The organism is Rheinheimera lutimaris, from assembly GCF_013283795.1.
Classification (GTDB): Bacteria; Pseudomonadota; Gammaproteobacteria; order Enterobacterales; family Alteromonadaceae; genus Alishewanella; species Alishewanella lutimaris.
Genome location: NZ_JABSOD010000007.1, coordinates 39,498 through 64,860 on the forward strand (window position 1 = coordinate 39,498; position 25,363 = coordinate 64,860).

The window sequence follows — 25,363 nt, forward strand, 5'->3', positions numbered from 1 at the left end:
TTTGTTTAAACAACGCGTAATTACTGCATTGATATTGGCGCCACTGGCTTTACTGGCGGTATTTTATTTGCCGCTGCCGGGTTTTGCGCTGTTTATCTCCGGCGCTTTTTTACTCGGAGCCTGGGAATGGAGCGGCTTTTGTGGTTTACCAACCAAAGCAATGCGTTGGGTGTATGTGGGTTTAACCGCCGCAATTTTCGCGCTGTTATATTGGCAACTGCCGGTACAGAGCAGTTGGCCGGTAGAAACCAATGTACTGCTCAGTAGCCTGCTATTGGCTGGTGTCAGCTGGTGGTTGTTGGCGATAGTGTTAGTGCTTACTTATCCGCGAAGCCAGAGATTATGGGCCAACAGTGATTGGCGCAAGGCGCTGATGGGCTGGTTAACTTTGATCCCCGCCTGGGCGGCCGTGTTATTTATCCGCTCTACCGATTATGCCGCATCGAACTTTACCGGTGCCTGGCTGATTTGTTGTCTGCTTGGTTTAGTGTGGGCAGCAGATATCGGCGGCTATATTGTTGGCAAACCCTTCGGCAAGCATAAGTTGCTGCCTAAAGTGAGCCCGGGCAAAACGATAGAAGGCATGTTGGGTGGCCTGATATTCGTCGGCATAGTGGTAACAGTGGTTGCTGAGTTGCAGGATTGGCCGGCACAAACGCCGGTATGGTATATCGCTGCTTTTCTGTTAACTATTTTGTCGGTGTTTGGCGATTTAACTGAAAGTATGTTTAAGCGTGTGGCCGGCAAAAAAGACAGCGGTGCTTTTTTGCCCGGCCATGGTGGTATTTTAGACCGTATCGACAGCTTAACGGCAACAGCACCGTTGTTCGCCATTATTCTGGCCATCTTTAGCGGTTTTTACTAATGCGTCAGGTGGTGATCCTCGGTTCAACCGGTTCTATCGGTGTCAGTACCTTGTCGGTACTGGAAGCGCATCCACAGGCTTACCGTGTATTAGCGCTGACTGCGGCGACGCAAACCGATAAGTTGCTGCAACAATGTTTGCAGTATCAACCGCGCTTTGCCGCTATGCTGGACGATAATGCTGCTAAAGCATTAGCAACGGCGTTAAAGCTGGCCGGTAGTAAAACTGAGGTATTGGCAGGCATGGACGGCTTGTGCCAGTTAGCTGCGCACCCGGATGCAGACATTGTGATGGCTGCTATCGTCGGTGCGGCCGGCTTATTGCCCACCCTGGCGGCAGTGGAGCAGGGTAAAACAGTATTACTGGCCAACAAAGAAGCGTTGGTTATGAGTGGTGAGCTGTTTATCAGCAAGGTGCAGCAATACGGTGCGACCTTGTTACCGATAGACAGCGAGCACAATGCTATTTTCCAGTGCTTGCCGGCGGCGTTGCAGCAACATACACACGATCAGCAGATCAGCGACTTTGGCATCAGCAAGTTGCTGCTTACCGGCAGCGGCGGCCCGTTTTTGCATACGCCGTTATCTGAGTTTGGCAAGATTACTCCGGCGCAAGCTGTGGCACACCCTAACTGGAGTATGGGGCATAAAATCTCCGTCGACAGCGCTACTATGATGAACAAAGGCCTCGAATTTATTGAAGCTCGCTGGCTGTTTAACTGTCTGGCAGCCGATATTGAAGTGGTGATCCATCCGCAAAGTATTATTCATTCTATGGTGCAATACAGCGATGGCTCGGTACTGGCACAACTGGGCCAGCCCGATATGCGCACGCCTATCGCACATGCGTTGGCGTTTCCAAAGCGTATTGCCAGCCCGGTGGCGCCGCTGAGCTTTAAGCAAATGCGTGATTTTACTTTCACCGAGCCTGAACCCGAACGCTACCCGAATTTATACCTTGCGATGCAAGCATGTCAAAACGGTCAGGGTGCGACGACGGCGCTTAATGCCGCCAATGAAATCGCTGTAGAGGCCTTTTTGCAGCAGCAAATCCGTTTTACCGACATTGCTGCGGTTAATGCGCACAGCCTTGAGCATTTTGCCGGCTTTCGTGCCGGCACGCTGGATGATATATTGGCATTGGATCAGCAAGCACGTGAGCATGCGCGGTTACAGCTAAGGAAACTAAGTTAATGTCTGGTGCGGTTTGGAATTTGTTGTCATTTATTGTCGCGCTTGGCGTATTGATTACAGTGCATGAATTTGGCCATTTTTGGGTGGCACGTAAAAACGGTGTGCTGGTAAAGCGCTTCTCTATCGGCTTCGGCAAGGCCTTGTTGCGCTGGCGTGACAAGCAAGGTACAGAGTTTGTTATTGCTGCTATTCCGCTTGGCGGTTATGTTCGCATGCTGGATGAGCGGGTAGATCCGGTATTGCCGCAATTTAAAGACCTGGCGTTCAATCATAAAACAGTGTGGCAGCGCATGGCTATTATTGCCGCCGGCCCCGCCGCAAACTTTATTTTTGCCGTATTTGCCTTGTGGCTGATGTATCTTTTGGGCGTGCAAACGATGCGTCCGATCGTTGCCGCTGTGGCGCCACAGTCTATTGCCGCGCAAGCCGGTATCAGCCCACAGCAACAAATTGTGTCAGTTAATCAACATCAGGCGACAGACGCCAGCAGCGTTAATTTATTGCTGGTAGAGCAAATCGGCCGCGATGCCATTACTCTGGGGCTGCGCGACATTGCAACACAGCAGCAGCGCAGTGTGCAATTAGACACCCGTAACTGGCAATTTAATCCGGAAACACAAAGCGTCTTTGATAGTTTGGGATTGCAGCTTGCAAGGCCGCAGGCACTAACCGACATTGCTGCGGTAGCGGATGGCTCAGCTGCGCAGCAAGCCGGTGTACTGGCAAACGATAAAATTTTGCAGATTGATAATGTTGCCATTCGCGATTGGCCGCAACTGCAAGGTATTATCGTTAATGCGGCTGAACAACCTTTAACGCTGTTGTTGCTGCGTGACGGTAAGGAAGTCAGCCTGACAGCAACGCCGGAATTATCGATAACAGCAGACGGCTTTTCGCAAGGTGTGTTGGGTATCACACCTAAAGTCAGCGATTGGCCGGATGGTGTACTGTATACCCAACGTTATGGCGTATTCGACGCGGTAGGTGCGGGTGTAGCGCATACCTGGCAGTTAACGCGGCTTAGTGTGGCCATGATTGGCAAGCTGCTGAGCGGCGATGTTTCTGTTAAGCATTTAAGCGGACCGATTTCGATAGCGCAAGGTGCCGGTACTACAGCCAGCATAGGTTTGGTGGCATTCTTATCGTTTTTGGCGCTGATAAGTGTTAACTTAGCCGTCATCAATTTGCTGCCGTTACCGGTACTGGATGGCGGGCACTTAATGTATATGCTGCTGGAACTAATGCGCGGCAAACCTGTCTCTGAAAAGACGCAGGAAATAGGTTTCCGGTTCGGAGCGTTAATCCTGCTGACATTAATGGGAATTGCGCTGCTCAACGATATTTCTCGTTTGTAAATAACTAATCATAAGTAGTTCAAATAATGACAATTAAACGATTAGTAGCTGCGATGTTACTTGCCTCTGCCAGTAACTCGGTGCTCGCTGAAGAATCATTTACGGTTCAGGATATTCAGGTCGAAGGTCTGCAACGTGTTGCGCTGGGCGCGGCGTTGAATAATTTACCTTTTAATGTTGGCGACACAGTTACGGAATACAGTTTATCCCGCAGTATCCGCACACTTTACGCCGCCGGCCATTTTGACGATATAAAGGTGTACCGTGACGGTAATACGGTTATTTACCGTTTGCGTGAGCGTCCGACCATTAATGCGATAGAATTTGATGGCAATAAAGATATTAAAGAAGAGCAACTCAATGAGAGCTTGGCCGGCAACCGCGTTGAAGTGGGAGAGCCGCTGGATAAAACTATTTTAAAAAGCATTGAAAACGGCTTAACAGAGTTTTATCACGGTGTGGGTAAATATCAGGCAGAAGTCGAAATTGAGGCCACTTACCTGCCGCGTAACCGTGTTAATCTGAAAATTAAATTTGAAGAGGGCGACGCGGCGTCGATACGGCAGATTAACGTGGTGGGTAATCAGCTTTTTTCTGACGAAGAGCTGTTAAGGGATATTGAGTCTAAGCAAGATTTACCCTGGTGGCGCTTTTTATCCTCTGACCGCTACCAGAAGCAGACACTGCAAGGCGACATAGAGAAAATCAACAGTCATTACCTTGACCGTGGTTATCTGCGTTTTAATATCGACTCGTCGCAGGTATCGGTTAGCCCGGATAAAGAGTCAGTGTATGTCACACTTAACGTGACTGAAGGTGAAAAATATACCATCAGTGGCGTTAAATTTGTTGGCGATCTGATAGGGCAGGACGAGTTTATCCGCCAGATCCTGCCATTAAAAGACGGTGAGTTGTATAACGGTGCGTTAGTGACTTACACCGAAGAGAGCATCGCTAAGTTATTAGCCCGTTTCGGTTATGCCAATTCTAAAGTACGTACTATTCCGCAAATTAACGACGATACCAATCAGGTAGAGTTAACCATTAGTGTTGAGCCGGGTAAACGCGTGTATGTGCGGCGCATTGCGGTAAGCGGTAACAGTAATACCCGCGACGAGGTATTACGCCGTGAACTGCGTCAAATGGAAGGTGCCTGGTTGTCAAATGATGCGTTGGAGCTGTCGAAACAGCGGATCCAGCGTTTACCTTATATTGAGAGCGTTGAGTTTGACACCACCCCGGTTGCCGGTGTTGATGACTTGGTAGATATCGGTTTTAACATTAAAGAACAGCCATCAGGCAGCTTTAATGCCGGTGTTTCTTATGGCAACTATATGGGGCTGTCATTCCAGATTGGTGTGCAACAGGAAAACTTTTTTGGTACCGGCAACAGTGCCGGTATCAGTCTGAATACCAACAAATACCAAAAATCAATCAGTGCCACTTATACCGATCCGTATTTCACGCTTGATGGTGTAAGCCTTGGCGGCCAGGTATTTTACTCTGACGTCGATTACAGTAGCGCTTCATCAAACCTTGAAGCCTATAATCAACGTCGTTATGGTTTTGGTGCCAATATCGGCTATCCGATAAATGAGTATAACCGGCTCAATTTTGGCGCTAACTATGTGGTAAACAAGATTAATTCAATTAATGAATATGATCAGTTACGCCATTTCCGCGCCGTGTTACTCGACGCGCAAAATCCTGATGGCGGTTATAACTTTACTAACTATGAATTATCCGCCTCCTGGGTGCGCAGTACACTAAACCGTGGCTTGTTTCCAACGGCTGGACACTATTTGGGACTAAGCTTAAAAGCTACTACACCCAATTCTGACTTAAACTACTTTAAAACCACGTTTGAAGGGCGTAATTATATTCCACTGAGCAATGACCATGCCTGGTCATTCTTGTCAAAACTTGAGCTGGGATACGGCAATGGCTACGGCTCAAAAAATGGCTATGACTACACCTTGCCGTTTACCGAAAACTTTTATGCCGGTGGCCAAAATATTCGTGGTTTTGAAAGTCGCATTATCGGCCCGCATGCTATCTTCCGTGAGGCGCAATTCGTCCCTGGCTTGCCGGACCCTAATAGTGGTAGTGCACCGTTCCCCAGTGGGCCGGAGAATGATACTTACTCAGTATCGCCGCGTTCTATCGGTGGTAATGCCATGGGGGTGTTAACGCTGGAGTTGATCACACCTACGCCGTTTTTAAGCGATGATTATCGTAACTCTGTGCGTACCAGCTTATTTGTTGATGCCGGTAACGTTTGGGATACTGAGTTTGATCTTAACCGTTATGCAAGCTTGATTCAGGCTCCGCGCTTTCAGGGAGAGCCAGCGTTGCAGGATTATTCAGATGCCGGTTTGATTCGTGCTACCGCTGGTGTATCTTTACAATGGATTTCGCCGATGGGGCCGTTAACCTTTAGTTTGGCTAAAATCATCAAAAAGTATGAAGGCGATTTGCAGGAAAACTTTAGTTTCAATATTGGTACAACTTTCTAGAATAGAAAAATAGGGAATAAAAGATGTTAAATACACGTGTAGTAAAATCTGCTTTAGTACTGATGGCTGGTTTAATGTTGGCCGGTAATGTAGCGGCAAAAGAGATGAAAATCGGCTTTGTTGATGTACAAGCTGTTGCGGCAAAAATCCCTCAGTCAGCTGCTATGCAAGAAACTATTAAGAATGAGTTTGCCCAGCGCATTGAAGCCGTTGGCAAGTTAGAAAAAGATATTAACTTTAATATTGAAAAGCTGCGCCGTGACGGTCCGACAATGAGCGAGAAACAGCAGGAAGAGTTAAAGGCAGCAGTAACAAATCAGCGCCAGCAATATGAGCAGTTAGCCCGTCCATTGGATGAAGAAATCCGCAATCGCCAGGCTGAAGAGCGTAACAAAGTGTTGTCGTTAATTAAGACGGCTATTGACGCAGTAGCTGAGCGGGAAAAATTTGATATGGTATTAAATTCAGGTGCCGCAGTATTTGCTAAGCCGGAATACGATATTTCTGATGCGGTTGCTGCTCAGGTCGGTAAAGCGAAGTAATGCGTAGTTATAGTTTGGCAGATTTGGCTGAGCAGTTAGGTGCTCAGCTGATTGGTAATGCTAAGTGCAACATCAGCGCTACAGCGACATTAGAGCATGGCGGCACAGGGAAAATTGGTTTTTTGTCTAACAGTAAGTACCGCAAGTACTTAACTGAAACTAACGTTTCTGCTGTGTTGCTAAATGCTGATGATGCCGCTTTTGTACCGCCGGGTGTAAACGCTCTGGTGGTGAAAGACCCTTATGTGGCGTTTGCCCGCGTGGCACAATTGCTCGATTCTACTCCGGCTGCCGCCAAGGGTATCCACTCTTCAGCTTGCATTGATCCGACGGCCGAAGTTGCGATCTCTGCTGCTATCGGGCCGAATGCGGTTATTGCCGCTGGTGCCATTGTTGGTGAGAACGCGCAAATTGGTGCTGGCTGTTTTGTCGGTGAGAGAGCCGTGTTGGAGGATAACGTCAGGCTTTGGCCTAATGTTTCGGTTTATCATGGTGTCAAAATTGGTCGCAGTACCATAGTACATAGTGGCGCGGTTATCGGTTCGGATGGCTTTGGTTTCGCTAATGAGCGCGGTAACTGGCTTAAGATCCCGCAAACCGGAGCGGTAGTTATCGGTGCCGATTGTGAAATTGGTGCTAATACCACCATAGATCGCGGTGCTATAGATAACACCGTAATCGGTAATAATGTGATTATCGATAATTTGTGTCAGATTGCCCATAACGTTAAAGTAGGCGACCACACAGCTATTGCGGGAGCCACTATTATTGCGGGCAGTACCAAAATTGGCCGCTATTGTATTATTGGCGGCGGTGCTTGCATTAATGGCCATATAGAGATTTGTGATGGCGCGCATATTTCCGGTATGGCCATGGTGATGAAACCCATTACTGAAAAAGGCGTATACTCATCAGGTATTCCCGCCACCAGTAATATAGAATGGCGCAAAAATACTGCTAAACTACGCCAGATTGACCAACTTTATCAGCGGGTAAAGCAGCTGGAACAACAGCTGGCCGGTATGCACACTGCAACCGGTGCTGATCACTAAACAGAGGAACAACCTTGGCTAACCAACTTAATAGTCTCCAGGTACAGGAGATTATGGCGTTACTGCCACACCGGTATCCGTTTTTACTCATTGACCGTGTACTGGATTTCACGCCGGGTGAGAGTCTGACAGCGCTGAAAAATGTCACTATTAATGAGCCGATTTTTACCGGTCATTTTCCGGGCATGCCTATTTTCCCGGGCGTATTGATTCTTGAAGCATTGGCTCAGGCTACCGGTATTTTGGGTTTTAAAACGGTATCAGAGCGCTCAGAAAACGAACTGTATCTATTCGCCGCGATCGACGAGGCCCGCTTTAAGAAGCCGGTGGTACCCGGTGATACGATGATCCTGGAAGTTAAGTTTTTAAAAGAACGCCGCAACATGTGGAAGTTTTACGGCGAAGCAAAAGTAGAAGGCCAAATTGTCTGCTCGGCTGAGCTGATGTGTGCCAGAAGAGAACTATAACGTGATCCATCCATCTGCTGTAATAGAAGCCAGCGCCAAGCTTGGCAATAACGTTAAAGTCGGGCCGTTTTGCTATATCGGGCATGATGTGGTTATCGGCGACGACTGCATATTGGAATCGCATGTAGCGATTAAAGGCCCCTGCACAATCGGTAAAGGGAATCACTTTTTCCAATTTGCCAGCATTGGTGAAGCCTGCCAGGACAAGAAGTATAAGGGTGAAGCCACACAACTGATTGTCGGTGATAATAACATTTTCCGCGAAGGTTGTTCTGTGCACCGCGGTACGGTGCAGGACCAGGGTAAAACCATTATTGGCAGCAATAACTTGTTTATGAATACCACACACATCGCTCACGACTGTGTGATTGGTAATAACGTTATTTTTGCAAGTGGCGCACAAGCAGCCGGCCATGTACACGTTGGCGATTGGTCGATTCTGGGCGGTATGACCGGCGTGCATCAGTTTGTGCATATCGGCGCACACAGTTTCTGTGGCGGTGGCTCTATCGTACTTAAAGATGTTCCGCCGTACCTGATGGTGCATGGTGCACCTTGCGTACCGGCCGGTATTAATACTGAAGGTTTAAAGCGCCGCGGTTACAGCAGCGAAGCGCTGTTGGAAATTCGCCGTGCCTATAAAGAAGTGTACCGGAAAGGCCAAACGGTAGCCGAAGCTTTAACAGCGCTGCAAGGCAAAGCTGCAGAAATGCCTGAGCTTAAGCTGTTTACCGACTTTATTGCTAACGCCAGCAGAGGCATAGTGCGCTGATGCCACTCACTGACCGGCCGTTGAAAGTCGCTATTATCGCCGGAGAACACTCCGGCGATATTTTAGGTGCTGATCTGATCACAGCGCTTCAGGCCATTCACCCCGATGCGGTGTTTTACGGCATTGGCGGGCCGCGTATGCAGGCGCTGGGCTTTACTGCGCTGTTTGATATGGAAGAGCTGGCGGTAATGGGCATTGTTGAAGTGCTGGGCCGTCTGCCACGTTTACTGCAGGTAAAGCGTGAAATTCTTGCAGCGTTAATGGCCGATAAACCTGATGTGTTTGTCGGTATTGATGCGCCTGACTTTAATTTGCCGGTTGAATTAAAGCTGAAGCAAGCCGGCATTAAAACCGTACACTACGTTAGCCCTTCAGTGTGGGCGTGGCGGCATAAGCGTATTTTTAAAATTGCTGCTGCCACTAATATGGTGTTGTCGCTGTTACCGTTCGAAAAAGCGTTTTACGATAAATATCAGGTACCCTGTACCTTTGTCGGCCATACCATGGCAGACTCTATGCCACTGCAAGTGGATAAAGCCGCAGCTAAAACTGAACTGGGGTTGCATCCGGCCCGCACAGTGCTTGCGATAATGCCGGGCAGCCGTACTAACGAGATTAAGTTGCTGGCACCGGACTTTTTGCAGGCAGCGATGCTGTTGCAGCGACAGTTCCCCGATTTGCAGTTTGTTTGTAATATGGTTACAGACGCCAAAGCCGCTCAGTTTAACGCCATTAAACAACAATTGGCGCCACAGCTTGATATCACTCTGTTTATCGGTAAGGCGCGCCAGGTGCTGCTGGCGTCCGATGCTACCTTCATTACCTCCGGCACAGCTACCTTAGAGGCCATGTTGGCAAAATGCCTGATGGTGGTGTCGTACAGAGCCAATTGGTTAACTTACCAAATTGGCCGGCGTTTGGTGAAGCTGGCGCATTTCAGCCTGCCGAATTTATTGGCTGGTAAGGCTATGGTACCTGAGCTGTTGCAACATCAGGTTACGCCACAAGCGCTGGCGGAGGCGATGACACCGCAGCTCAGTGCTGAACGCGATGCCTTACTGGCAGAGTACCGTACCATTCATCAAAGCATTAAGTGCGACGCCAGCGCAAAAGCCGCGCAGGCCATATTACAGGTAGTTAAAAATGATGCTGTACCAACGGCCTGATGTTCAGCTTATTTGCGGTGTTGATGAAGTAGGCCGCGGCCCGCTTATCGGTGCCGTGGTGACTGCCGCGGTTATTCTTGATCCGGCTCATCCTGTAGCCGGCTTAACAGACTCAAAAAAGTTATCGGAAAAGCGTCGTACAGAACTGGCACAGCTGATTAAGCAGCAGGCGCTTTGCTGGGCGCTGGGTCGTGCTGAACCTCACGAAATTGATGAACTGAATATTTTGCACGCTACTATGCTGGCGATGCGTCGCGCAGTAGCAGCCCTGCAGATAACACCGGAATGGGTTTTGGTAGACGGTAACCGCACTCCCGACTTCGGCCTGCCCGCTACAGCGGTAGTTAAGGGTGATTTATTGGTGCCGGAAATCAGTGCGGCATCTATCCTGGCTAAGGTCGCGCGTGATGAAGAAATGCATACCTTGCATCAGGCTTATCCGCAATTTGGTTTTGCTGATCATAAAGGCTATCCGACAGCGGCGCATTTGGCCGCGATTGCGCAGCACGGTGTATTGCCGCAGCACAGGCGCAGTTTTAAGCCGGTGCGGCTGGTGCTGGAGCAACAGGGCCTATGAGCTCGCCGGCTTTCGTTCACCTGCGTGTACACAGCGACTTTTCAATGGTCGACGGTGTCGCCAAAGTTAAACCTATCGTTAAAGCCGCACAAAAGCTCGGTATGCCGGCACTGGCATTAACTGATCAAATGAATTTCTGTGGTTTGGTGCGCTTTTACAGCACCGCGCATGAGGCCGGTATTAAGCCCATTATCGGTGTAGATTGCTATGTGCAGCATCCGCTGTTTGGTAGTGAGAGTAGCCGTATGTTACTGCTTGCAGCCGACAACGACGGTTATCAGAACCTCAGCCAGTTGATATCTAAAGCCTATTTACGTGGTCATGTCGACGGTAAACCGCAAATTGACCACGACTGGCTGGCAGAATATGCTAAAGGCATCATCATTTTGTCCGGTGGCAAAGATGGCCTTATCGGTAAAGCCTTACTTAAACAAAACAGCCAAACAGCGACGGAATTGCTGGCGTTTTATCAGCAGTATTTTCCGCAGCGGTTTTATCTGGAATTAACCCGCACCGATCGGCCGGATGAAGAACTGTATATTCAACAAGCGGTGAGCTTGGCTGAGCAGCATAATTTGCCGTTGGTCGCCACTAACGAAGTGGTGTTTTTACAACCGGAAGATTTTCCGGCGCATGAAATCCGCGTCGCTATTCATGATGGTTATACGCTGGATGATAAACGCCGGCCAAAAAACTACTCAGAGCAGCAATATTTAAAGTCTGCTGAGCAAATGCAGCAACTGTTTGCCGATTTACCGGAAGCACTGGAAAACTCAGTTGAAATAGCCAAACGCTGTAATGTGACCATCCGGCTGGGAGAGTACTTTCTGCCGGCGTTTCCAACCGGCGGCATGAGCGATGCAGACTTTCTGGTAATGAAATCACGCGAGGGTCTGGAAGAACGCTTGCTGCAGCTGTTTCCTGATGACAAGGTCCGCGCAGAAAAGCGTATTGGTTACGATGAACGCTTGCAAATCGAGCTCGACGTTATTAACCAAATGGGTTTTCCGGGTTACTTCCTCGTGGTAATGGAGTTTATCCAGTGGAGTAAAGATAACGATATTCCGGTAGGCCCGGGCAGGGGCTCTGGTGCGGGGTCTTTGGTGGCTTACGCGCTTAAAATTACCGATCTGGACCCGTTGGAATTTGATCTGCTGTTTGAACGGTTCTTAAACCCTGAACGGGTATCGATGCCTGACTTTGACGTCGACTTCTGTATGGACCGGCGCGACGAGGTTATTGACCACGTTGCTGATATGTATGGCCGCGAGGCCGTATCGCAAATTATTACCTTTGGAACCATGGCTGCCAAAGCGGTGATCCGCGATGTTGGCCGCGTGTTGGGCCACCCCTATGGTTTTGTCGATCGGATCTCTAAACTTATTCCGCCCACGCCCGGCATGACGCTGGAGCAAGCGTTTAAAGAAGAGCCACGCCTGCCTGAGCTGTATGCCCAGGATCAGGAAGTTAAAGATCTGATAGATATGGCGCGACAGCTCGAGGGCGTCACCCGTAATGCCGGCAAGCACGCCGGCGGTGTGGTAATAGCCCCCACCAAAATTACCGATTTTTCGCCGTTGTACTGCGACGATGAAGGTAATAACCCCGTTACTCAATTTGATAAAAACGACGTTGAATATGCCGGCCTGGTAAAATTCGACTTCCTCGGCCTGCGCACCCTGACCATATTGCAGTGGGCGGTGAACATGGCCAATACGCGGCTGAAAAAAGAAGGCCGCGACAGCATCGATATCAACAGTATTCCGCTGGTAGACAGAAAAAGTTTTGACCTGCTGCAAAAAGCAGATACCACAGCGGTATTCCAGCTCGAATCGCGCGGTATGAAGGACTTGATCCGCCGTCTGCAGCCGGACTGCTTTGAAGATATGATAGCCTTGGTAGCACTATTCCGGCCCGGCCCGCTGCAGTCGGGCATGGTAGATAACTTTATCGACCGTAAACGCGGCCGCGAAGCGATATCCTACCCCGATGCGACCTGGCAGCACGACTCGTTAAAACCCATTCTGGAACCCACCTACGGCATTATCCTGTATCAGGAACAGGTAATGCAGATAGCCCAGGTGCTGTCGGGTTATTCGCTCGGTGGCGCCGACTTATTACGCCGTGCTATGGGTAAGAAAAAGCCGGAAGAAATGGCCAAGCAGCGCGATACCTTTCAGGAAGGCGCGGCAAAAAATGGCATCGACCCTGAGCTGGCAATTAAAATCTTCGACCTGGTAGAGAAATTCGCCGGCTACGGTTTTAACAAATCGCACTCGGCGGCCTACGCTCTGGTGTCATACCAAACACTGTGGATGAAAGCGCATTATCCGGCTGAATTTATGGCGGCAGTAATGTCAGCCGATATGGATAACACCGACAAAATAGTCACTCTGGTGGATGAATGCGAGCGGATGAAGCTAAAGCTTATTCCGCCCGATGTGAATGCCGGTGTGCACAAATTTACTGTGAATGAACAGGGCCATATTGTGTATGGTATCGGCGCTATTAAGGGCGTGGGTGAGGGCCCGATAGAAGCCATTATTGAGGCGCGCCGCCAGCATGGCAGCTTTAGTGACTTATTTGATTTCTGCGCCAAGGTCGATTTAAAAAAGCTCAACCGCCGCGTAATAGAGAAGCTGATTTTATCCGGTGCTATGGACCGCCTTGGCCCGCACCGTGCGGCGTTGTCGGCAACGCTCGAAGAAGCAATGAAGGCGGCGGAGCAGCATGCTAAAGCGCAAGCAGTGGGCCAGGACGATTTATTCGGTCTGTTAAGCCCTGAACCGGAGCACGCTGCCGCAGCCTTTAAACAGGTTGAGCCCTGGGCGGACGAGGTTTGGCTGGAGGGCGAGCGCGAAACCCTGGGCCTTTATTTAACCGGGCATCCGATAAATCGTTACCTGCAAGAGATACCCAGGTACGTTTCTTGTCGCTTAGTAGAGTTACAACCGACGAAAAAAGATCAAAGTGTCACTGTCGCCGGTTTGGTTGTATCGGTGCGGGTGATGATTAATAAAAAGGGCCGGCGCTGGGCTATTGTTACCCTGGATGACAAGTCGGCACGGCTTGATGTGCGGTTTTTTCCGGATTTGCTGGAAAACTTCGAACAACAGCTACAAAAAGACCGGATCCTGGTAATAACGGGACAGGTCAGCTTTGATGATTTTAACGGTGGCCTTACAATGACCGGCCGCGATGTCAGCGAGATCACGCAAGTAAGGGAAAAATCTCTGAGATCGTTGAATATCACTGTACAATCGGCACAAATAGACCACAATTACCTGCAAAGATTACAGCAGGTACTGGGTGAATTTAAAGCAGGTACGGTGCCGGTCAAACTCCGCTATCAACGCCAGGAAGGCGAGGTTATGTTACAGCTTGGAACGCAATGGTGGGTAACGCCGGCCGACGCTTTGTTGCACCAGTTAAAGCAATTGGCAACAATAGAACTGGAATTTAATTAATTAGGTAGTGACAGTCGATGATGCTGAATTATTTAGAGTTTGAGCAACCTATTGCTGAACTTGAAGCAAAAATAGACGAATTACGTAATGTCAGCCGCAATGGCGACTACGATTTGGGCTTGGAAGAAGAGATCAACAAATTAAAAGAAAAGAGTCTGGGCCTGACGAAGAAAATCTTTGCTGAGCTGGGAGCCTGGCAGGTTGCGCAATTAGCGCGCCATCCGCTACGGCCTTATACGCTGGATTATATTCAGCATATGTTTACTGATTTTGACGATTTAGCCGGCGACCGCACCTTTGCCAATGATCAGGCTATTATCGGCGGCACTGCGCGTTTGGGTGACATACCGGTAATGGTTATCGGCCATCAGAAAGGCCGTGATACGCGCGAAAAAATTAAACGTAACTTTGGTATGCCACGTCCGGAAGGCTATCGCAAAGCACTGCGCTTAATGGAAATGGCTGAGCGTTTTAATATGCCCATCGTTACCTTTATTGATACGCCGGGGGCTTACCCTGGTATCGGCGCCGAAGAGCGCGGCCAATCTGAAGCCATAGCGCGTAACTTAAAAGTGATGGCAGGTTTAAAAGTACCGGTTATTTGTACCGTAATCGGTGAAGGTGGTTCCGGTGGAGCCCTGGCTATTGGTGTGGGTGACAAAGTAAATATGCTGCAATACAGCACTTACTCTGTTATTTCACCGGAAGGCTGTGCGTCAATTTTGTGGAAAAGTGCCGAAAAAGCACCGTTGGCAGCTGAAGCTATGGGCATAACTGCAGAGCGTATTAAAGAGCTGAAACTGATTGACGAAGTACTGCCTGAACCTTTGGGTGGCGCGCACCGCTCGCCGGAGCAAATGGCACAAACATTAAAGCAGGCGCTATTGCGTGATTTAGCTAAATTGCAAAAAATGAGCAGTAAAGAATTGTTGGACGTCCGTTATAAACGTTTGATGTCTTACGGTTATTGCTAGGCGTTGTTTAACCCCTGCTAAGCCAGTGCCTCTGCACTGGCTTTTTGTTTTGTGGTAGCCTTATCATCTTTATAATCCGGGTAATACGCCTGATGTCTGAACACACACCTGCTGTTAGCACTGCATTATCGCCTGAACTCAGCCCGCACTATATATTGCAGGCTCTGGCGTTGCGTGCTGACAGTCATGTAGTGCTGGCGCTCAGCGGCGGTTTAGATTCTGTGGTTCTGCTGGATTTACTGGCTAAAGCACGAAAAATGCAGCCCTTTGCGTTGCAGGCTGTGTATATCAACCATGGTATCAGTGCTTATGCCGCGCAGTGGGGCGATTTTTGCGCACAGCAGTGTCAGGCCCGTGATGTGTTATTTACCGTGCGCAGTGTAGAGTTGCATGGTCGTGACAACCTTGAATTAAAAGCCCGTACCGCCCGTTATCAGGCATTAGCTGAGTTTGTCAGCACTGACAAGCATTTGCTGCTTACCGCACATCATGGCGATGATCAGTTGGAAACGTTGTTGTTAGCGCTAAAACGCGGTTCAGGCGCAGCCGGATTAAGCGGCATAGCGGCCGTGCGCGGCTTTGCTGAGGGCACGATGCAGCGACCGTTGCTGCCATTTAGTCGCAGCGAGCTGGCAGCTTATGCGGATGGCAATAAGCTGAATTGGGTTACTGATGACAGTAACAACGATCTGCGCTTTGAACGCAATTTTATCCGCCACCGGATAACCCCGTTGTTGTTGCAACGCTGGCCGCATCTTATCAGCAGCGCCGGACGCAGTATGCAACATCTGGCCGACTTACAGCAGTTGGCAGATCATTATACAGAGCAGGCGTTAGCACAGTGCCTCGCAGATAACTGTCTGCAATTGGCGGCACTGGCGGGGCTGCTGCCGCTGCAACAGGACCTGGTGATCCGCCGTTGGTTAAGCGGTTACGGTTTAAACCCGGAAAGTCGCTGGTTAAACACATTGAAGCAGCAAGTGATCGCTGCCAGAGTTGATGCTACGCCGGTGCTGGTATTGGCTGATTACGAGCTACGTCGCTACGGCGGTAAATTGTACATACTTAAGGCGACAGCGCCTGAACCGTTGCCGCAGTTATTAACCTGGCAGGGGGAGCCGGAATTAACATTACCGGCACAGTATGGGCAGTTGCACTTTAGTGCACAGCCACAGGGGGCGGCGTTACCGCTGGGTGTCAGTGCTGCAGATGTGGTGTTTGCTAAACTTAGTTTGCGCTTTAAACCCGCCGGTGCAACTCTGCATAAGCCGTTAAAACAGTGGTTTAAACTGTGGCAGGTGCCGCCATGGCAGCGCCGGAGCATTCCATTGCTGCTGGTTAACGGTGAAGTAGTTGCCGTAGCAGGCTACGCCAGCAGTTACGCACCGGCGCAGGCGCTGTACTGGCTAAACTGGCATCGCCGTTAAGCGTTATGTGGTTAATCAGGCAAAACGTACTGTGCTTTTACCGGCGTTTTTGGCATCGTACAGCGCTTCGTCTGCCGCTTTAAACAGCCGGCCGGCATCCATGTCGGGTTTTAACTGCGCCAAACCGGCACTGGCACTTACCTTATATTGCTGGCACAAATGGTGTTGGTTAATCACTTTAAGCAGGCGTCTGGCCACCAGCTGTGCGCTGTCAGCATCCTGGCCGGACAACAGCACGGCAAACTCATCACCGCCAAAGCGGAACAGACTGTCAGTGGCCCTGAGCGTATCGCGCAAACAACCGGCTACTGTCAACAGTACCTCATCACCGGCGGCATGGCCGGCAATATCGTTTACTTGTTTAAAGTTATCTAAGTCGAGCAAGAGTAATGCACAACTGCTGTCGTTGCGCTGTGCCAGTAGTACCGCTTTAGCAATCGCATCGTCAAAAAACCGGCGGTTACCTAATCCGGTCAGCGTGTCTTTCAGTGCCAGTTGTTGCAGGCGGGCTACCACCAGCGCGTTGCGTAGGGAAAATAACCATTCAGATTCCAGCAACAGTAATTCACGCTGCAGCATAGGTGTGAAGGCATATTCGCTTTGATACACCAGTTCCGCCAGGCATTGTTGATTCAGTACCAGCATGCTGCGATGCTCAAAGGCTGCAACTTGAGAGCCGCGGGCAGGGAATTCACCCACCGCAGTATTTAATTGCAGCGCTGACAGCGGCAAAATTTTGCCCACCGCCATTGAAACGATATTCACTTGTTGTTGAATATCCAGCGTGGTTTGCAACTGACTGACCAGGCTTTGCTCGGCGCTTACCGGCAGCTCAGGCCAATGTTGTAATTTGGTAATTGTCGCATAGCCCGGCGCACTGCTGAATGCGACATCCTGTAGTAATGCGTATTCCATAAAATGACCTTTTGGTACTTATCTGCTTTTATAAAAGCAAATATCAGGCCATTTATTAAATGTATTTTAATTCAGTAGCTTAAAAAGACAACTTCGCCGTTCAGGCCAAACTGCCTGGCCGTTGACAGCAAATTGACGCTTTAATCGGCAAGAAACTGCATAATAGTGTCCATCTGTGCCATGGCATCTTCGTAGCCCAATTCGATTAATCTACGGGTGTAGCGCTGCTCAAATAACAGATAACTGGCAAGGCTGGAATCTGAGTGTTGGCGGATACCGGTAAAACGCAGCATGGTCCTGACGGCCAGCGGCAGTGATAAAAAATGCTCACTGGCTATTTGGCCGAAATTTTGGCTTGGGTTAATCAGCAGGCTTTGCACCGGTTTTAAATCAGATTGCACACCATGTTGCTGCAGGGTTTTAATAGTATTATTTACCCGCTGCATCCGCTCTAAATCTGAGTTCAGGGTGTCGGTAAACACGGTATCGAGTAAATGGCCGGCGATAGTAGCCAGGTCCGGATGATGCAGCATACGTTGGTTAAGCTCATTTTTACGCGGATCTGCTACACCAATGATCATAATTTTGTCGGCGCCCAGATGAATAGGGGCACTCAGAGGAGCCAGTTGGCTTACCGAACCGTCACCGAAGTACTGCTGATGAATACGCACGGTCGGAAACACCAGCGGAATGGCGGCAGATGCCATCAGGTGATGTACACCCAATAAAGTGCGCTGGCCACAGCGCTTGGCGCGGCGCCATTCCTGCGCACTGTCAGATTGAAAAAACGTAATAGAGTCGCCGGTGTTATAGCATGATGCGGTAACCGACACGCTGGACAGATAGCCGCCCATAATATTACGGTCAATACGCTTTAAATCCAGTACCTTGCTCAGCAATTGCCGTAACGGCTTATTGTCGAACAAACTTACCGCATGCTTATTGGCATAATCGGCCTGAAAGGCACTGAAAATACCGCGTAATAACTGACGGAAGATACGCGGATAATCAGAGTAATACACCTGGTTGGTGTGAAAATTACGCCAAATCCATTCCAGCTTTTTTACCCCGAGGTGGAAGCAAGAGGCATAACAGGCCATGGCGGCGCCATTTATAGCGCCGGCAGAGGTACCGCTGATAATTTGAAACGGCAATTTCGCGCTTCGCGGATATTGCTGTGCAATGGCTTTGAGCACACCAACCTGATATGCCGCTCTGGCGCCGCCGCCGCTTAACAGCAAGGCGGTCTTTTTTTCTGGCTTTACTTCTGTTTCAGACATAGCAGGGTTGAACTTTTTCCATACAACAGGCTCTTTGCCTAGTATAGTGCTGGAATAATTCAGGAATGCAACGCTTTATAGCGTTTCAATATCAGATCGCAGGTGAGGGCCTTATGTCAGAACAAAAATCCAACAACAGTCAACAGTTATACTACGCTGGTATTGCTGCTGTAGTCATAGTGCTGCTGGTAGCGCTGTGGTGGTTATTTTCAGCAAAACCTGAACCGGAACCCATTGTCGTAACTCCTCCTGCAGTGGAGACGCCGGCAGTAGTTGAGGCAGTACCTGAAGCGGATCCTGAGCCGGTAGTTGACGTTAGTCAGCAAACGCCTGACGCGGTAGCAGATGAACCTGAGTCAGCTCCTGTGGCAGATGAGCCGGTATTACCGGCATTAGAGCACTCAGATACAGAAGTAAAACAACGTTTACTGGCGCTTGATTGGCGCCCTGGGTTGGCAGGGCTGTTTGTTACCGAAGACATGTTACGCCGCGTCGTCGTGCAGATTGACAATATTGCTCAGGGCCAATTAGTGGCTGGCCAGCCGGTGTTAATGCCACTGGAACAACGTTTTAGCCTGGAAGAAGGCGAGCCTTTGCTGCTTGATGAGCAGAGTTTTGCTCGTTATACGCCTTATATTCAACTGTTGGAAAGTGTACCACCACAACAGCTGATGCCTTTGTTTCAGCGTTATGAGCCGTTGCTGCAACAAGCTTACGCAGAACTGGGTTATCCGGATGAGTTGTTTAAAAATAAGCTTATAGCGGCCATAGATCTGCTGTTGGCCACACCGCAAGTGCAGTATCCGTTAGAGCTGGAAAGGCCGTCAGTAGTGTATATTTTTGCCGATCCGGCGATAGAGCAATTACCCGCCGCGCAAAAGCAACTAATCCGGCTGGGGCCTGATAACCGCCAACGCATTGAGACATTGTTGCAGCGCTACCGTACGGCGTTGTTATCGGCACCTTAACTGTTGCCATATTGGCTTGCCATTAGGAAGTCAGCCGACAAAATAGTGTTTCGGGCAGTAAAAACAACTGGTTGAATAATAAAACTAACCTATGCTGAATGTTGATTGTTAACATTTAGCGAGGTTAGCCAGTTCATGTTGAATAACTACTCTGTAAAAAGCCGCCTGACAGCGTTAGCAGCGGTGCCGCTGGTCATATTGTTGCTGGTTACCTGGGTTGCCTTGCAACAGATGCAAGTGCTCAACCGGGGTATAAACAGCTTGTACCTTGACAGGGTACAGCCGCTGCAGCAAATTAAGCAAGTATCAGACGCTTATGCGGTTACTGCAGTGGATACATTGCATAAATATCGCGGGCAAATACAGGACAGTGCCACTGCAGCGGCTAATCTTAGTCAGGCATTGGCCAGCGCTGATATAGCATGGCAGGCCTACAAACAAACCGAACTTACCACAGAAGAAAGCAGTCTTGTTGCCGACGCAGAGCGCAAAATGGCGCCTTTTTTGGCGGCGATGGCACAATATCAACTCCGGCTCAGTGACAACAGTTTGCTTGGTGATAATGCAGATGCGTTTAATCAGGCGTTGTATCAGGTGGCAGATCCACTTAGTAGTGCCTTGGATAAACTGATTGTGTTACAGCTTAGAGAAGCTGATAAATTCCGCCAATTAGCACAGCAAGAATATGACAGTTTCCAACTATTGTTTGGTGTAATCCTGGTGGGTGTATTTGTTGGCCTTGGTCTGCTGGGGTTATTGATTTACCGCTCTATTCAACACCCGCTGCTGTTATTACGAAGCAGCATTGTTACTGTTGGTACTGATCTCGACTTGCGTGTTCGTGCCGATGTCTGCGGCAAGGATGAGATTGCTGCGACATCATTGGCGCTTAACGCCACGTTGCAGCGGTTGCAGCAATTTTTCACGGAGTTAGGCCAGGCTATAACACAATTGGCTGCGGCATCGGAAGAAATGAGCCATATCAGTGAGCAGGTAAGTAACACGGCTATGGAACAGGAGCAAAAAGCCAATTTAATTGCCACCGCTGTTACCCAAATGTCCGCAGCTATTCAGGAAGTGGCCAACAGTGCTTTGCGAACTTCAGAGCAGGCCAATGAAGCAGATGGCTATTCGCAGGATGGTTTTGAGCGGGTAATGCAAAATATGCGCTCGATAGAAAAACTGGCTGTTACCTTGACTGATGCCGGTAATGTTATTGGTCAGCTAAATACCGAATCTGAAAAAATTACGCAGGTATTGGCTGTTATACGTACTATTGCCGAACAAACCAATTTGCTGGCATTAAATGCCGCTATTGAAGCCGCTCGTGCCGGCGACGCAGGTCGGGGCTTTGCCGTGGTAGCCGACGAAGTAAGGCAATTGGCCACCAATACGCAAAAAGCAACAGAGTCGATAAAAGGTATGATAGACAACCTGCAAAATTCCTCGAAGCAGGCGGTCAGCTCCATGGACGAATCAAAACGTTTTGCAGATACCAGCGTCGATAATGCCAATGGCGCCGCCACTGTTATTGAACAGATTAAGAACGCTGTCGGCGCTATTGTTGATATGAATGTGCAAATCTCCACCGCTACTGAACAACAAACTATAGTGGCGGAAGATATCAGCAAAAATATCAGTGAGTTTACCGTCAGTATCAGTGAGGTAACACACAGTGCCAGACAAAGTGCAGAGGCCAGCGATATGCTGGCGCAACTGGCAGCAAAGTTACAATCACAGGCAGTAGCTTTTAAAGTTTAGCCGCAGTCAGGCTTGCAACAAAGCCTGCTTTTGCGCATAATGCGCGCCTGTTGAGGATTCAGCAGTTCAATGGTAACCCCATTGGTCCTCTCGCAATACTAGTAGGCGAACCTGGTCAGGTCCGGAAGGAAGCAGCCACAGTTTATGACGTATGTGCCGGGATGTGGCTGGTGGGGTTGCCACCCAAATCCCGCTTCTGTGAAAAATCCCGTGTGACAATTTCCAGCGCCTGCAACACTGTATCGGCGTCAAACTGCTGTTGTTCCAGCAGCATAATTAAATCTACCGCCAGCTTAATATGCTCAGGCGCTTGTTCCAGTTTTACTGTCACGTTGTGTACTCAGGCATTACTGTCTAAAAATTGCCGCGCTCTGGCTACTGCTTCTTTTACTTTCATCTGCATTTCAAAGCGCTCGCTTTGCGGCAGGTAGAATGCCATATCTACTTCATAACGAATATAACGCGGCGGTAGCAAATTGAGTGAGATGCAGCACAGGTCGGCCAGGTATTCGGCGTCTTTTTCCTGATCCAATCCCAGTTCAACAACATGATCCAGCGTAAGTTTTTCGTAATAGTTATGGATATCGTCGTCAAGTTTCATAGTTGGCCCTTAGTGATTAAGCATCTACCAAAGCATAATCAGCTTTAGCCGAAAACACCACTGAAAGATTGAGTTAGCAACAGTGGCTGCTACAATGCGCGCAACAGTGATGACAGAAGAACACTCATGCAAAAAAATACCACTCCTTGCTATTACGGCGACTATTTACAACTGGACAAGATACTGACGGCTCAGGCACCGGAAAGCGCCAAATATGCTGACGAAGCGCATGATGAAACCTTATTTATTATTGTGCACCAGGTGTATGAGCTGTGGTTTAAGCAAATTTTGCACGAACTGAAAGCGGTAATGGACGTGTTTGCCGGTGCCCAAGTCAGAGATGAACAACTCACCGGTATAGTGCATAAACTTAAACGGATTATGACGATCCAGCAATTGATGAATCAGCAGATAGGTGTGATGGAAACCATGACACCACAAGACTTTATGTCATTTCGTGACTATCTTGTACCGGCGTCCGGTTTTCAGAGTATTCAGTTTAAAATGCTGGAAATTGGTTTAGGCTTAAAAAGCGATTTCCGTATCGATTTTGATAAAAACTCGTTTTACAGCCGGTTAAATGAAAAAGACCGCACTTTTTTGCAGCAACTGGAACACGAGCCCAGCTTGTTTGAGCGTATCGAAAAATGGCTGGAGCGGATGCCGTTTCTGGAGTTGGAGAACTTCAGCTTTTGGCAAATGTATCAGCAGGCCACCGACGCTATGCTGGCGGAAGACAAAAGTACGGTGCAGGCGATTGCACAAATTGCCGAACATGAGCGCGAATTGCAGCTGGCTGAAATTGCCCGCACGGCAGAAAAGTTTGCTGCCTTACTGGACAAAGATAAGTACGTGCAGTTGCAACAATCCGGCACCTTCCGTTTAAGCCAACGCGCCATGTTGTCGGCGTTGTTTATTACCTTGTATCAGGAAGAACCTGTGTTTAACCTGCCGTTTCAGTTACTCACCTGCTTAACAGAGATTGATGAGTTATTCACTATCTGGCGTTATAAACATGCCATGATGGTGCAACGTATGCTTGGTACTAAAATTGGTACCGGCGGCTCATCCGGGCATGACTATTTAAAACGCACTACCGAGAAAAACCGCATTTTCACCGATCTGTTTAATATGGCGACGTTTTTATTACCCAAAGCGGATTTGCCGGTATTACCGCCGCAAGTAAAACGGCGTTTAGGTTTCTATTTTGCCGGCGAGATCTGAGCCACACAGGGTAAAGGCGGCTTTAAACAATTGCAGATGCAGTTGTACCAGTGCATCTACATTGCGCTGATAGCCGCCGCCAATAACGGCTGCTACCGGTATTGACCTGTCTTTGCAGCTTTGCAGCACCAGCAGATCACGCTGAAATAACGCTGGTGTGGATATGCTTAACAAACCCAGTTCGTCCAGTTGGTGAATATCAACACCGGCATCGTACAGCACTAAGTCCGGCTGGTGCCAGTTAAGCAAGCTATGCAGGCTTTCCTGCACAGCCTGCAGGTAATCGTCGTCGCTGCAGTCTTTTTCTACTGCGATATCCCAGTCTGATTGCTGCTTGCGGTAAGGAAAGTTTTTCCCGCAATGCACAGAGCAACTGATAATACGCGGTTCATCACTTAACATTAACGCGCTGCCATCGCCCTGATGTACGTCTAAATCAATAATCAGTATTTTATCCAGTCCTTGCGCCAACAGCGTTTTAGCTGCCAACACTAAGTCATTAAACAAACAAAAGCCGGAGCCTTCGGCATAAAACGCATGATGATAACCACCGCTTAAATGCAAGGCGATGCCACTGGTAAGCGCGGCCTGTGCGGTTTGCAAGGTACCACCGAGCGAATGCAATGAGCGTTGAAACAGTTGCTCTGACCAGGGAAAGCCAATACGACGCATCGCTTTGGCGTCAATGCTGCCGTCTGCCAAACTTTGAATGTACTGCGGGCAATGAATTTGCGCTAACAATGCTGTGCTTACCGGCTCCGGCTGCGTAAAAGCAGCGGCCGGCACACCAATACTAAGCAACTGCTGATACAGTTTACGGTACTTGGTAATGGGGTAGCGATGTAACGGCGGTAGCGACAGTTTGCTGTAACAGGGGTGATACAGCATGGCTGGTAAGGCGCTTGGCATAGGTTAATTCCGCCGCTCCAAATCCTGAATTTGTTGCTCTATGTCAAACAGCGCTTTGCGACAACGGCCTAACCTGGCATGCAGTGCCAGACCACGTTGTATTGCCTCTGCAGAGTTGTCACGCCCGTTCAGGCTGATCATGTCCTGCAGACGGCGTTCGAACTCCTGCGTATCGCTAAGCTGCTGGTACAACTGTTGGCTGCCGGCGCTAAGTTGCTGCACTACCGTTGCTACTTTGCGGCTTTTACTGGTGGATTTCTTACGTACATCAACATGACGAAACGCTTGGGTTAATGCTGCTGTTTGCTCACTAAGTCGTTGCACCAGGCGTTGTTTAGCGGCCGGGCTCAGGCGTGCGTCAGCTAAATGCGCCAGGTTGCGCAGTGCTTCACTAACGTAATCGGTTAAATGCGGCGATCGGCAGCTGAATACGGTGCTGTCGAACCAGTTTTGTGGTTTACCCGGTCGTTGCTGGCGGTCAATTTTTTCGGCTTGTTGCTGTAGCTGCAGCAACTGATGGCGTAAGGTGCCCTGTAAATCCATTTAGCTGCTCCAGGCTTGCCAGGCTAAGCGCAGGGCTATTGCCATTACCACGCAAATAAATACCGGGCGGATAAAGCGGCTGCCAAATTTAATCGCCGAATGCGCACCAAGCCAGGCACCGAGCATCAGACACAGGCCCATAGCAATCCCGAGCGCAAAGTTTACATGGCCCAGCGCGATAAACGCCACCAGCGAAAACCCGTTGCTGATAAAATTCATCGTGCGCGCTACGCCGCAGGTCAGCAGCAGGTTAATCCGGTAAATGGCCATAGTAGACACCATCCAGAACGCACCTGCGCCAGGACCTGCTATACCATCATAAAACCCCAGCGTTAAGCCCTGCGCTCTTTGTTGCCAGAACAGTTTGTTGTTTTGTGGCGGCAGTTGCAGCTGGTCATCCGGTTGCATGCGGTTAAACAGCGTATAAACGGCAGCTAATAAAATCAGCAGCGGCAATATTTTTTCCAGCGCTTCTTTGCTCAGCTGATCAACCACCAGAGTACCCAGTACGGCACCAATCGCCGTGAATACCAGGCTACGGCGCCAATAAGCAGGGTTAAACAATCGCTTACGGTAGTAAGTCAGCGAGGCGGTAAAAGAGCCGAAGGTGGCTGCCAGCTTATTGGTGCCCAGCACCACATGCGGTGGCAAACCGGCAGTGAGCAGCGCCGGCACTGTTAACAAGCCGCCGCCGCCGGCAATCGCATCGATAAAGCCAGCGCTGAATGCTACAGCACAGAGAATGAGTAGTACGGAAGGGTCTATGGCAAATTCTGCAAACAAGGTATT

The 25,363-nt window shown here is 49.3% G+C and carries 22 protein-coding genes, 1 other RNA gene and 1 pseudogene; 17 read left to right on the plus strand and 7 right to left on the minus strand.

Going from position 1 to position 25,363, the window contains the following annotated elements:
* The first annotated feature begins 1 nt into the window (after position 1).
* The 13 genes from HRH59_RS08745 to tilS all read left to right on the plus strand — a co-directional run bounded on the left by HRH59_RS08745 (position 2) and on the right by tilS (position 16,373).
* On the plus strand, positions 2 to 865 hold the full coding sequence (locus HRH59_RS08745) for a phosphatidate cytidylyltransferase (protein ID WP_173500903.1): 864 nt from the start codon (positions 2 to 4) through the stop codon (positions 863 to 865).
* Entirely contained in the window at positions 865 to 2,058 is a 1,194-nt protein-coding gene (ispC, locus tag HRH59_RS08750; RefSeq protein ID WP_173500904.1) for a 1-deoxy-D-xylulose-5-phosphate reductoisomerase, read from the plus strand. Before HRH59_RS08745 ends, ispC begins: the two co-directional genes overlap by 1 nt.
* Positions 2,058 to 3,413: a sigma E protease regulator RseP gene (rseP, locus tag HRH59_RS08755; protein ID WP_173500905.1), complete on the plus strand. Its 1,356-nt coding sequence runs from the start codon at positions 2,058 to 2,060 to the stop codon at positions 3,411 to 3,413. The genes ispC and rseP overlap by 1 nt, the downstream gene beginning before the upstream one ends.
* 26 nt (positions 3,414 to 3,439) lie before the next feature.
* Complete coding sequence (gene bamA / locus HRH59_RS08760; protein ID WP_173500906.1) at positions 3,440 to 5,929, plus strand: outer membrane protein assembly factor BamA; 2,490 nt, start codon at positions 3,440 to 3,442, stop codon at positions 5,927 to 5,929.
* A gap of 23 nt (positions 5,930 to 5,952) precedes the next feature.
* Positions 5,953 to 6,471, plus strand: coding sequence for an OmpH family outer membrane protein (locus HRH59_RS08765; RefSeq protein ID WP_173500907.1), 519 nt, complete (start codon positions 5,953 to 5,955; stop codon positions 6,469 to 6,471).
* Positions 6,471 to 7,523 carry a UDP-3-O-(3-hydroxymyristoyl)glucosamine N-acyltransferase gene (lpxD, locus tag HRH59_RS08770; RefSeq protein ID WP_173500908.1) on the plus strand — a complete coding sequence of 351 codons (1,053 nt, stop codon included), beginning with the start codon at positions 6,471 to 6,473 and terminating at the stop codon, positions 7,521 to 7,523. The genes HRH59_RS08765 and lpxD overlap by 1 nt, the downstream gene beginning before the upstream one ends.
* Before the next feature lie 53 nt (positions 7,524 to 7,576).
* On the plus strand, positions 7,577 to 7,990 hold the full coding sequence (gene fabZ / locus HRH59_RS08775; protein ID WP_231702442.1) for a 3-hydroxyacyl-ACP dehydratase FabZ: 414 nt from the start codon (positions 7,577 to 7,579) through the stop codon (positions 7,988 to 7,990).
* The gene (gene lpxA / locus HRH59_RS08780; RefSeq protein WP_331460163.1) at positions 7,971 to 8,762 is read left to right on the plus strand and encodes an acyl-ACP--UDP-N-acetylglucosamine O-acyltransferase; all 792 of its coding nucleotides are present in this window, start codon (positions 7,971 to 7,973) and stop codon (positions 8,760 to 8,762) included. Before fabZ ends, lpxA begins: the two co-directional genes overlap by 20 nt.
* Positions 8,762 to 9,928: a lipid-A-disaccharide synthase gene (lpxB, locus tag HRH59_RS08785; protein WP_173500910.1), complete on the plus strand. Its 1,167-nt coding sequence runs from the start codon at positions 8,762 to 8,764 to the stop codon at positions 9,926 to 9,928. Before lpxA ends, lpxB begins: the two co-directional genes overlap by 1 nt.
* Complete coding sequence (rnhB, locus tag HRH59_RS08790; protein WP_218573484.1) at positions 9,906 to 10,505, plus strand: ribonuclease HII; 600 nt, start codon at positions 9,906 to 9,908, stop codon at positions 10,503 to 10,505. The genes lpxB and rnhB overlap by 23 nt, the downstream gene beginning before the upstream one ends.
* The gene (gene dnaE, locus HRH59_RS08795; protein WP_173500911.1) at positions 10,502 to 13,972 is read left to right on the plus strand and encodes a DNA polymerase III subunit alpha; all 3,471 of its coding nucleotides are present in this window, start codon (positions 10,502 to 10,504) and stop codon (positions 13,970 to 13,972) included. Before rnhB ends, dnaE begins: the two co-directional genes overlap by 4 nt.
* A gap of 17 nt (positions 13,973 to 13,989) precedes the next feature.
* Complete coding sequence (gene accA, locus HRH59_RS08800) at positions 13,990 to 14,946, plus strand: acetyl-CoA carboxylase carboxyl transferase subunit alpha (protein ID WP_173500912.1); 957 nt, start codon at positions 13,990 to 13,992, stop codon at positions 14,944 to 14,946.
* A gap of 92 nt (positions 14,947 to 15,038) precedes the next feature.
* Positions 15,039 to 16,373 carry a tRNA lysidine(34) synthetase TilS gene (tilS, locus tag HRH59_RS08805; protein WP_173500913.1) on the plus strand — a complete coding sequence of 445 codons (1,335 nt, stop codon included), beginning with the start codon at positions 15,039 to 15,041 and terminating at the stop codon, positions 16,371 to 16,373.
* A 15-nt stretch (positions 16,374 to 16,388) separates the two neighbouring features.
* Here tilS and HRH59_RS08810 read toward each other — a convergent pair whose 3' ends face one another.
* Together HRH59_RS08810 and HRH59_RS08815 are read right to left on the minus strand one after the other, a co-directional pair.
* The gene (locus tag HRH59_RS08810; RefSeq protein WP_173500914.1) at positions 16,389 to 17,288 is read right to left on the minus strand and encodes a GGDEF domain-containing protein; all 900 of its coding nucleotides are present in this window, start codon (positions 17,286 to 17,288) and stop codon (positions 16,389 to 16,391) included.
* 140 nt (positions 17,289 to 17,428) lie between these two features.
* The gene (locus HRH59_RS08815) at positions 17,429 to 18,568 is read right to left on the minus strand and encodes a patatin-like phospholipase family protein (protein ID WP_173500915.1); all 1,140 of its coding nucleotides are present in this window, start codon (positions 18,566 to 18,568) and stop codon (positions 17,429 to 17,431) included.
* 113 nt (positions 18,569 to 18,681) lie between these two features.
* On the opposite strand from HRH59_RS08815, the gene HRH59_RS08820 reads away from it, so the two are divergent.
* The 3 genes from HRH59_RS08820 (at position 18,682) to ffs (ending at position 21,473) form a co-directional block, all read left to right on the plus strand.
* Positions 18,682 to 19,536, plus strand: a complete 855-nt coding sequence (locus HRH59_RS08820; RefSeq protein WP_173500916.1) for a DUF3014 domain-containing protein — start codon at positions 18,682 to 18,684, stop codon at positions 19,534 to 19,536.
* Positions 19,537 to 19,671: 135 nt separating this feature from the next.
* Complete coding sequence (locus tag HRH59_RS08825) at positions 19,672 to 21,297, plus strand: methyl-accepting chemotaxis protein (RefSeq protein WP_173500917.1); 1,626 nt, start codon at positions 19,672 to 19,674, stop codon at positions 21,295 to 21,297.
* 79 nt (positions 21,298 to 21,376) lie between these two features.
* Positions 21,377 to 21,473: signal recognition particle sRNA small type (gene ffs / locus HRH59_RS08830), an RNA gene on the plus strand.
* Between the two features lie 29 nt (positions 21,474 to 21,502).
* Here ffs and HRH59_RS19450 read toward each other — a convergent pair.
* Both HRH59_RS19450 and HRH59_RS08840 read right to left on the minus strand, forming a co-directional pair.
* Positions 21,503 to 21,628: pseudogene (locus HRH59_RS19450) on the minus strand (DUF2496 domain-containing protein); the annotation flags it as partial.
* 9 nt (positions 21,629 to 21,637) lie between these two features.
* A complete protein-coding gene (locus HRH59_RS08840; RefSeq protein ID WP_173500918.1) occupies positions 21,638 to 21,898 on the minus strand; it encodes a late competence development ComFB family protein in 261 nt (86 codons plus the stop codon).
* 126 nt (positions 21,899 to 22,024) lie between these two features.
* Between HRH59_RS08840 and HRH59_RS08845 the strand changes: the two genes are divergently transcribed.
* Entirely contained in the window at positions 22,025 to 23,122 is a 1,098-nt protein-coding gene (locus HRH59_RS08845; RefSeq protein ID WP_173500919.1) for a tryptophan 2,3-dioxygenase family protein, read from the plus strand.
* Here the strand turns inward: HRH59_RS08845 and HRH59_RS08850 are convergent.
* The 3 genes from HRH59_RS08850 to HRH59_RS08860 are packed head-to-tail and all read right to left on the minus strand — an operon-like array spanning position 23,093 to position 25,357.
* Positions 23,093 to 24,031: a histone deacetylase family protein gene (locus HRH59_RS08850; protein ID WP_173500920.1), complete on the minus strand. Its 939-nt coding sequence runs from the start codon at positions 24,029 to 24,031 to the stop codon at positions 23,093 to 23,095. The two genes, HRH59_RS08845 and HRH59_RS08850, sit on opposite strands and share 30 nt — an antisense overlap.
* A gap of 3 nt (positions 24,032 to 24,034) precedes the next feature.
* Entirely contained in the window at positions 24,035 to 24,574 is a 540-nt protein-coding gene (gene priC / locus HRH59_RS08855; RefSeq protein ID WP_173500921.1) for a primosomal replication protein PriC, read from the minus strand.
* Entirely contained in the window at positions 24,575 to 25,357 is a 783-nt protein-coding gene (locus tag HRH59_RS08860; RefSeq protein WP_173500922.1) for a sulfite exporter TauE/SafE family protein, read from the minus strand.
* Between the last annotated feature and the right edge of the window lie 6 nt (positions 25,358 to 25,363).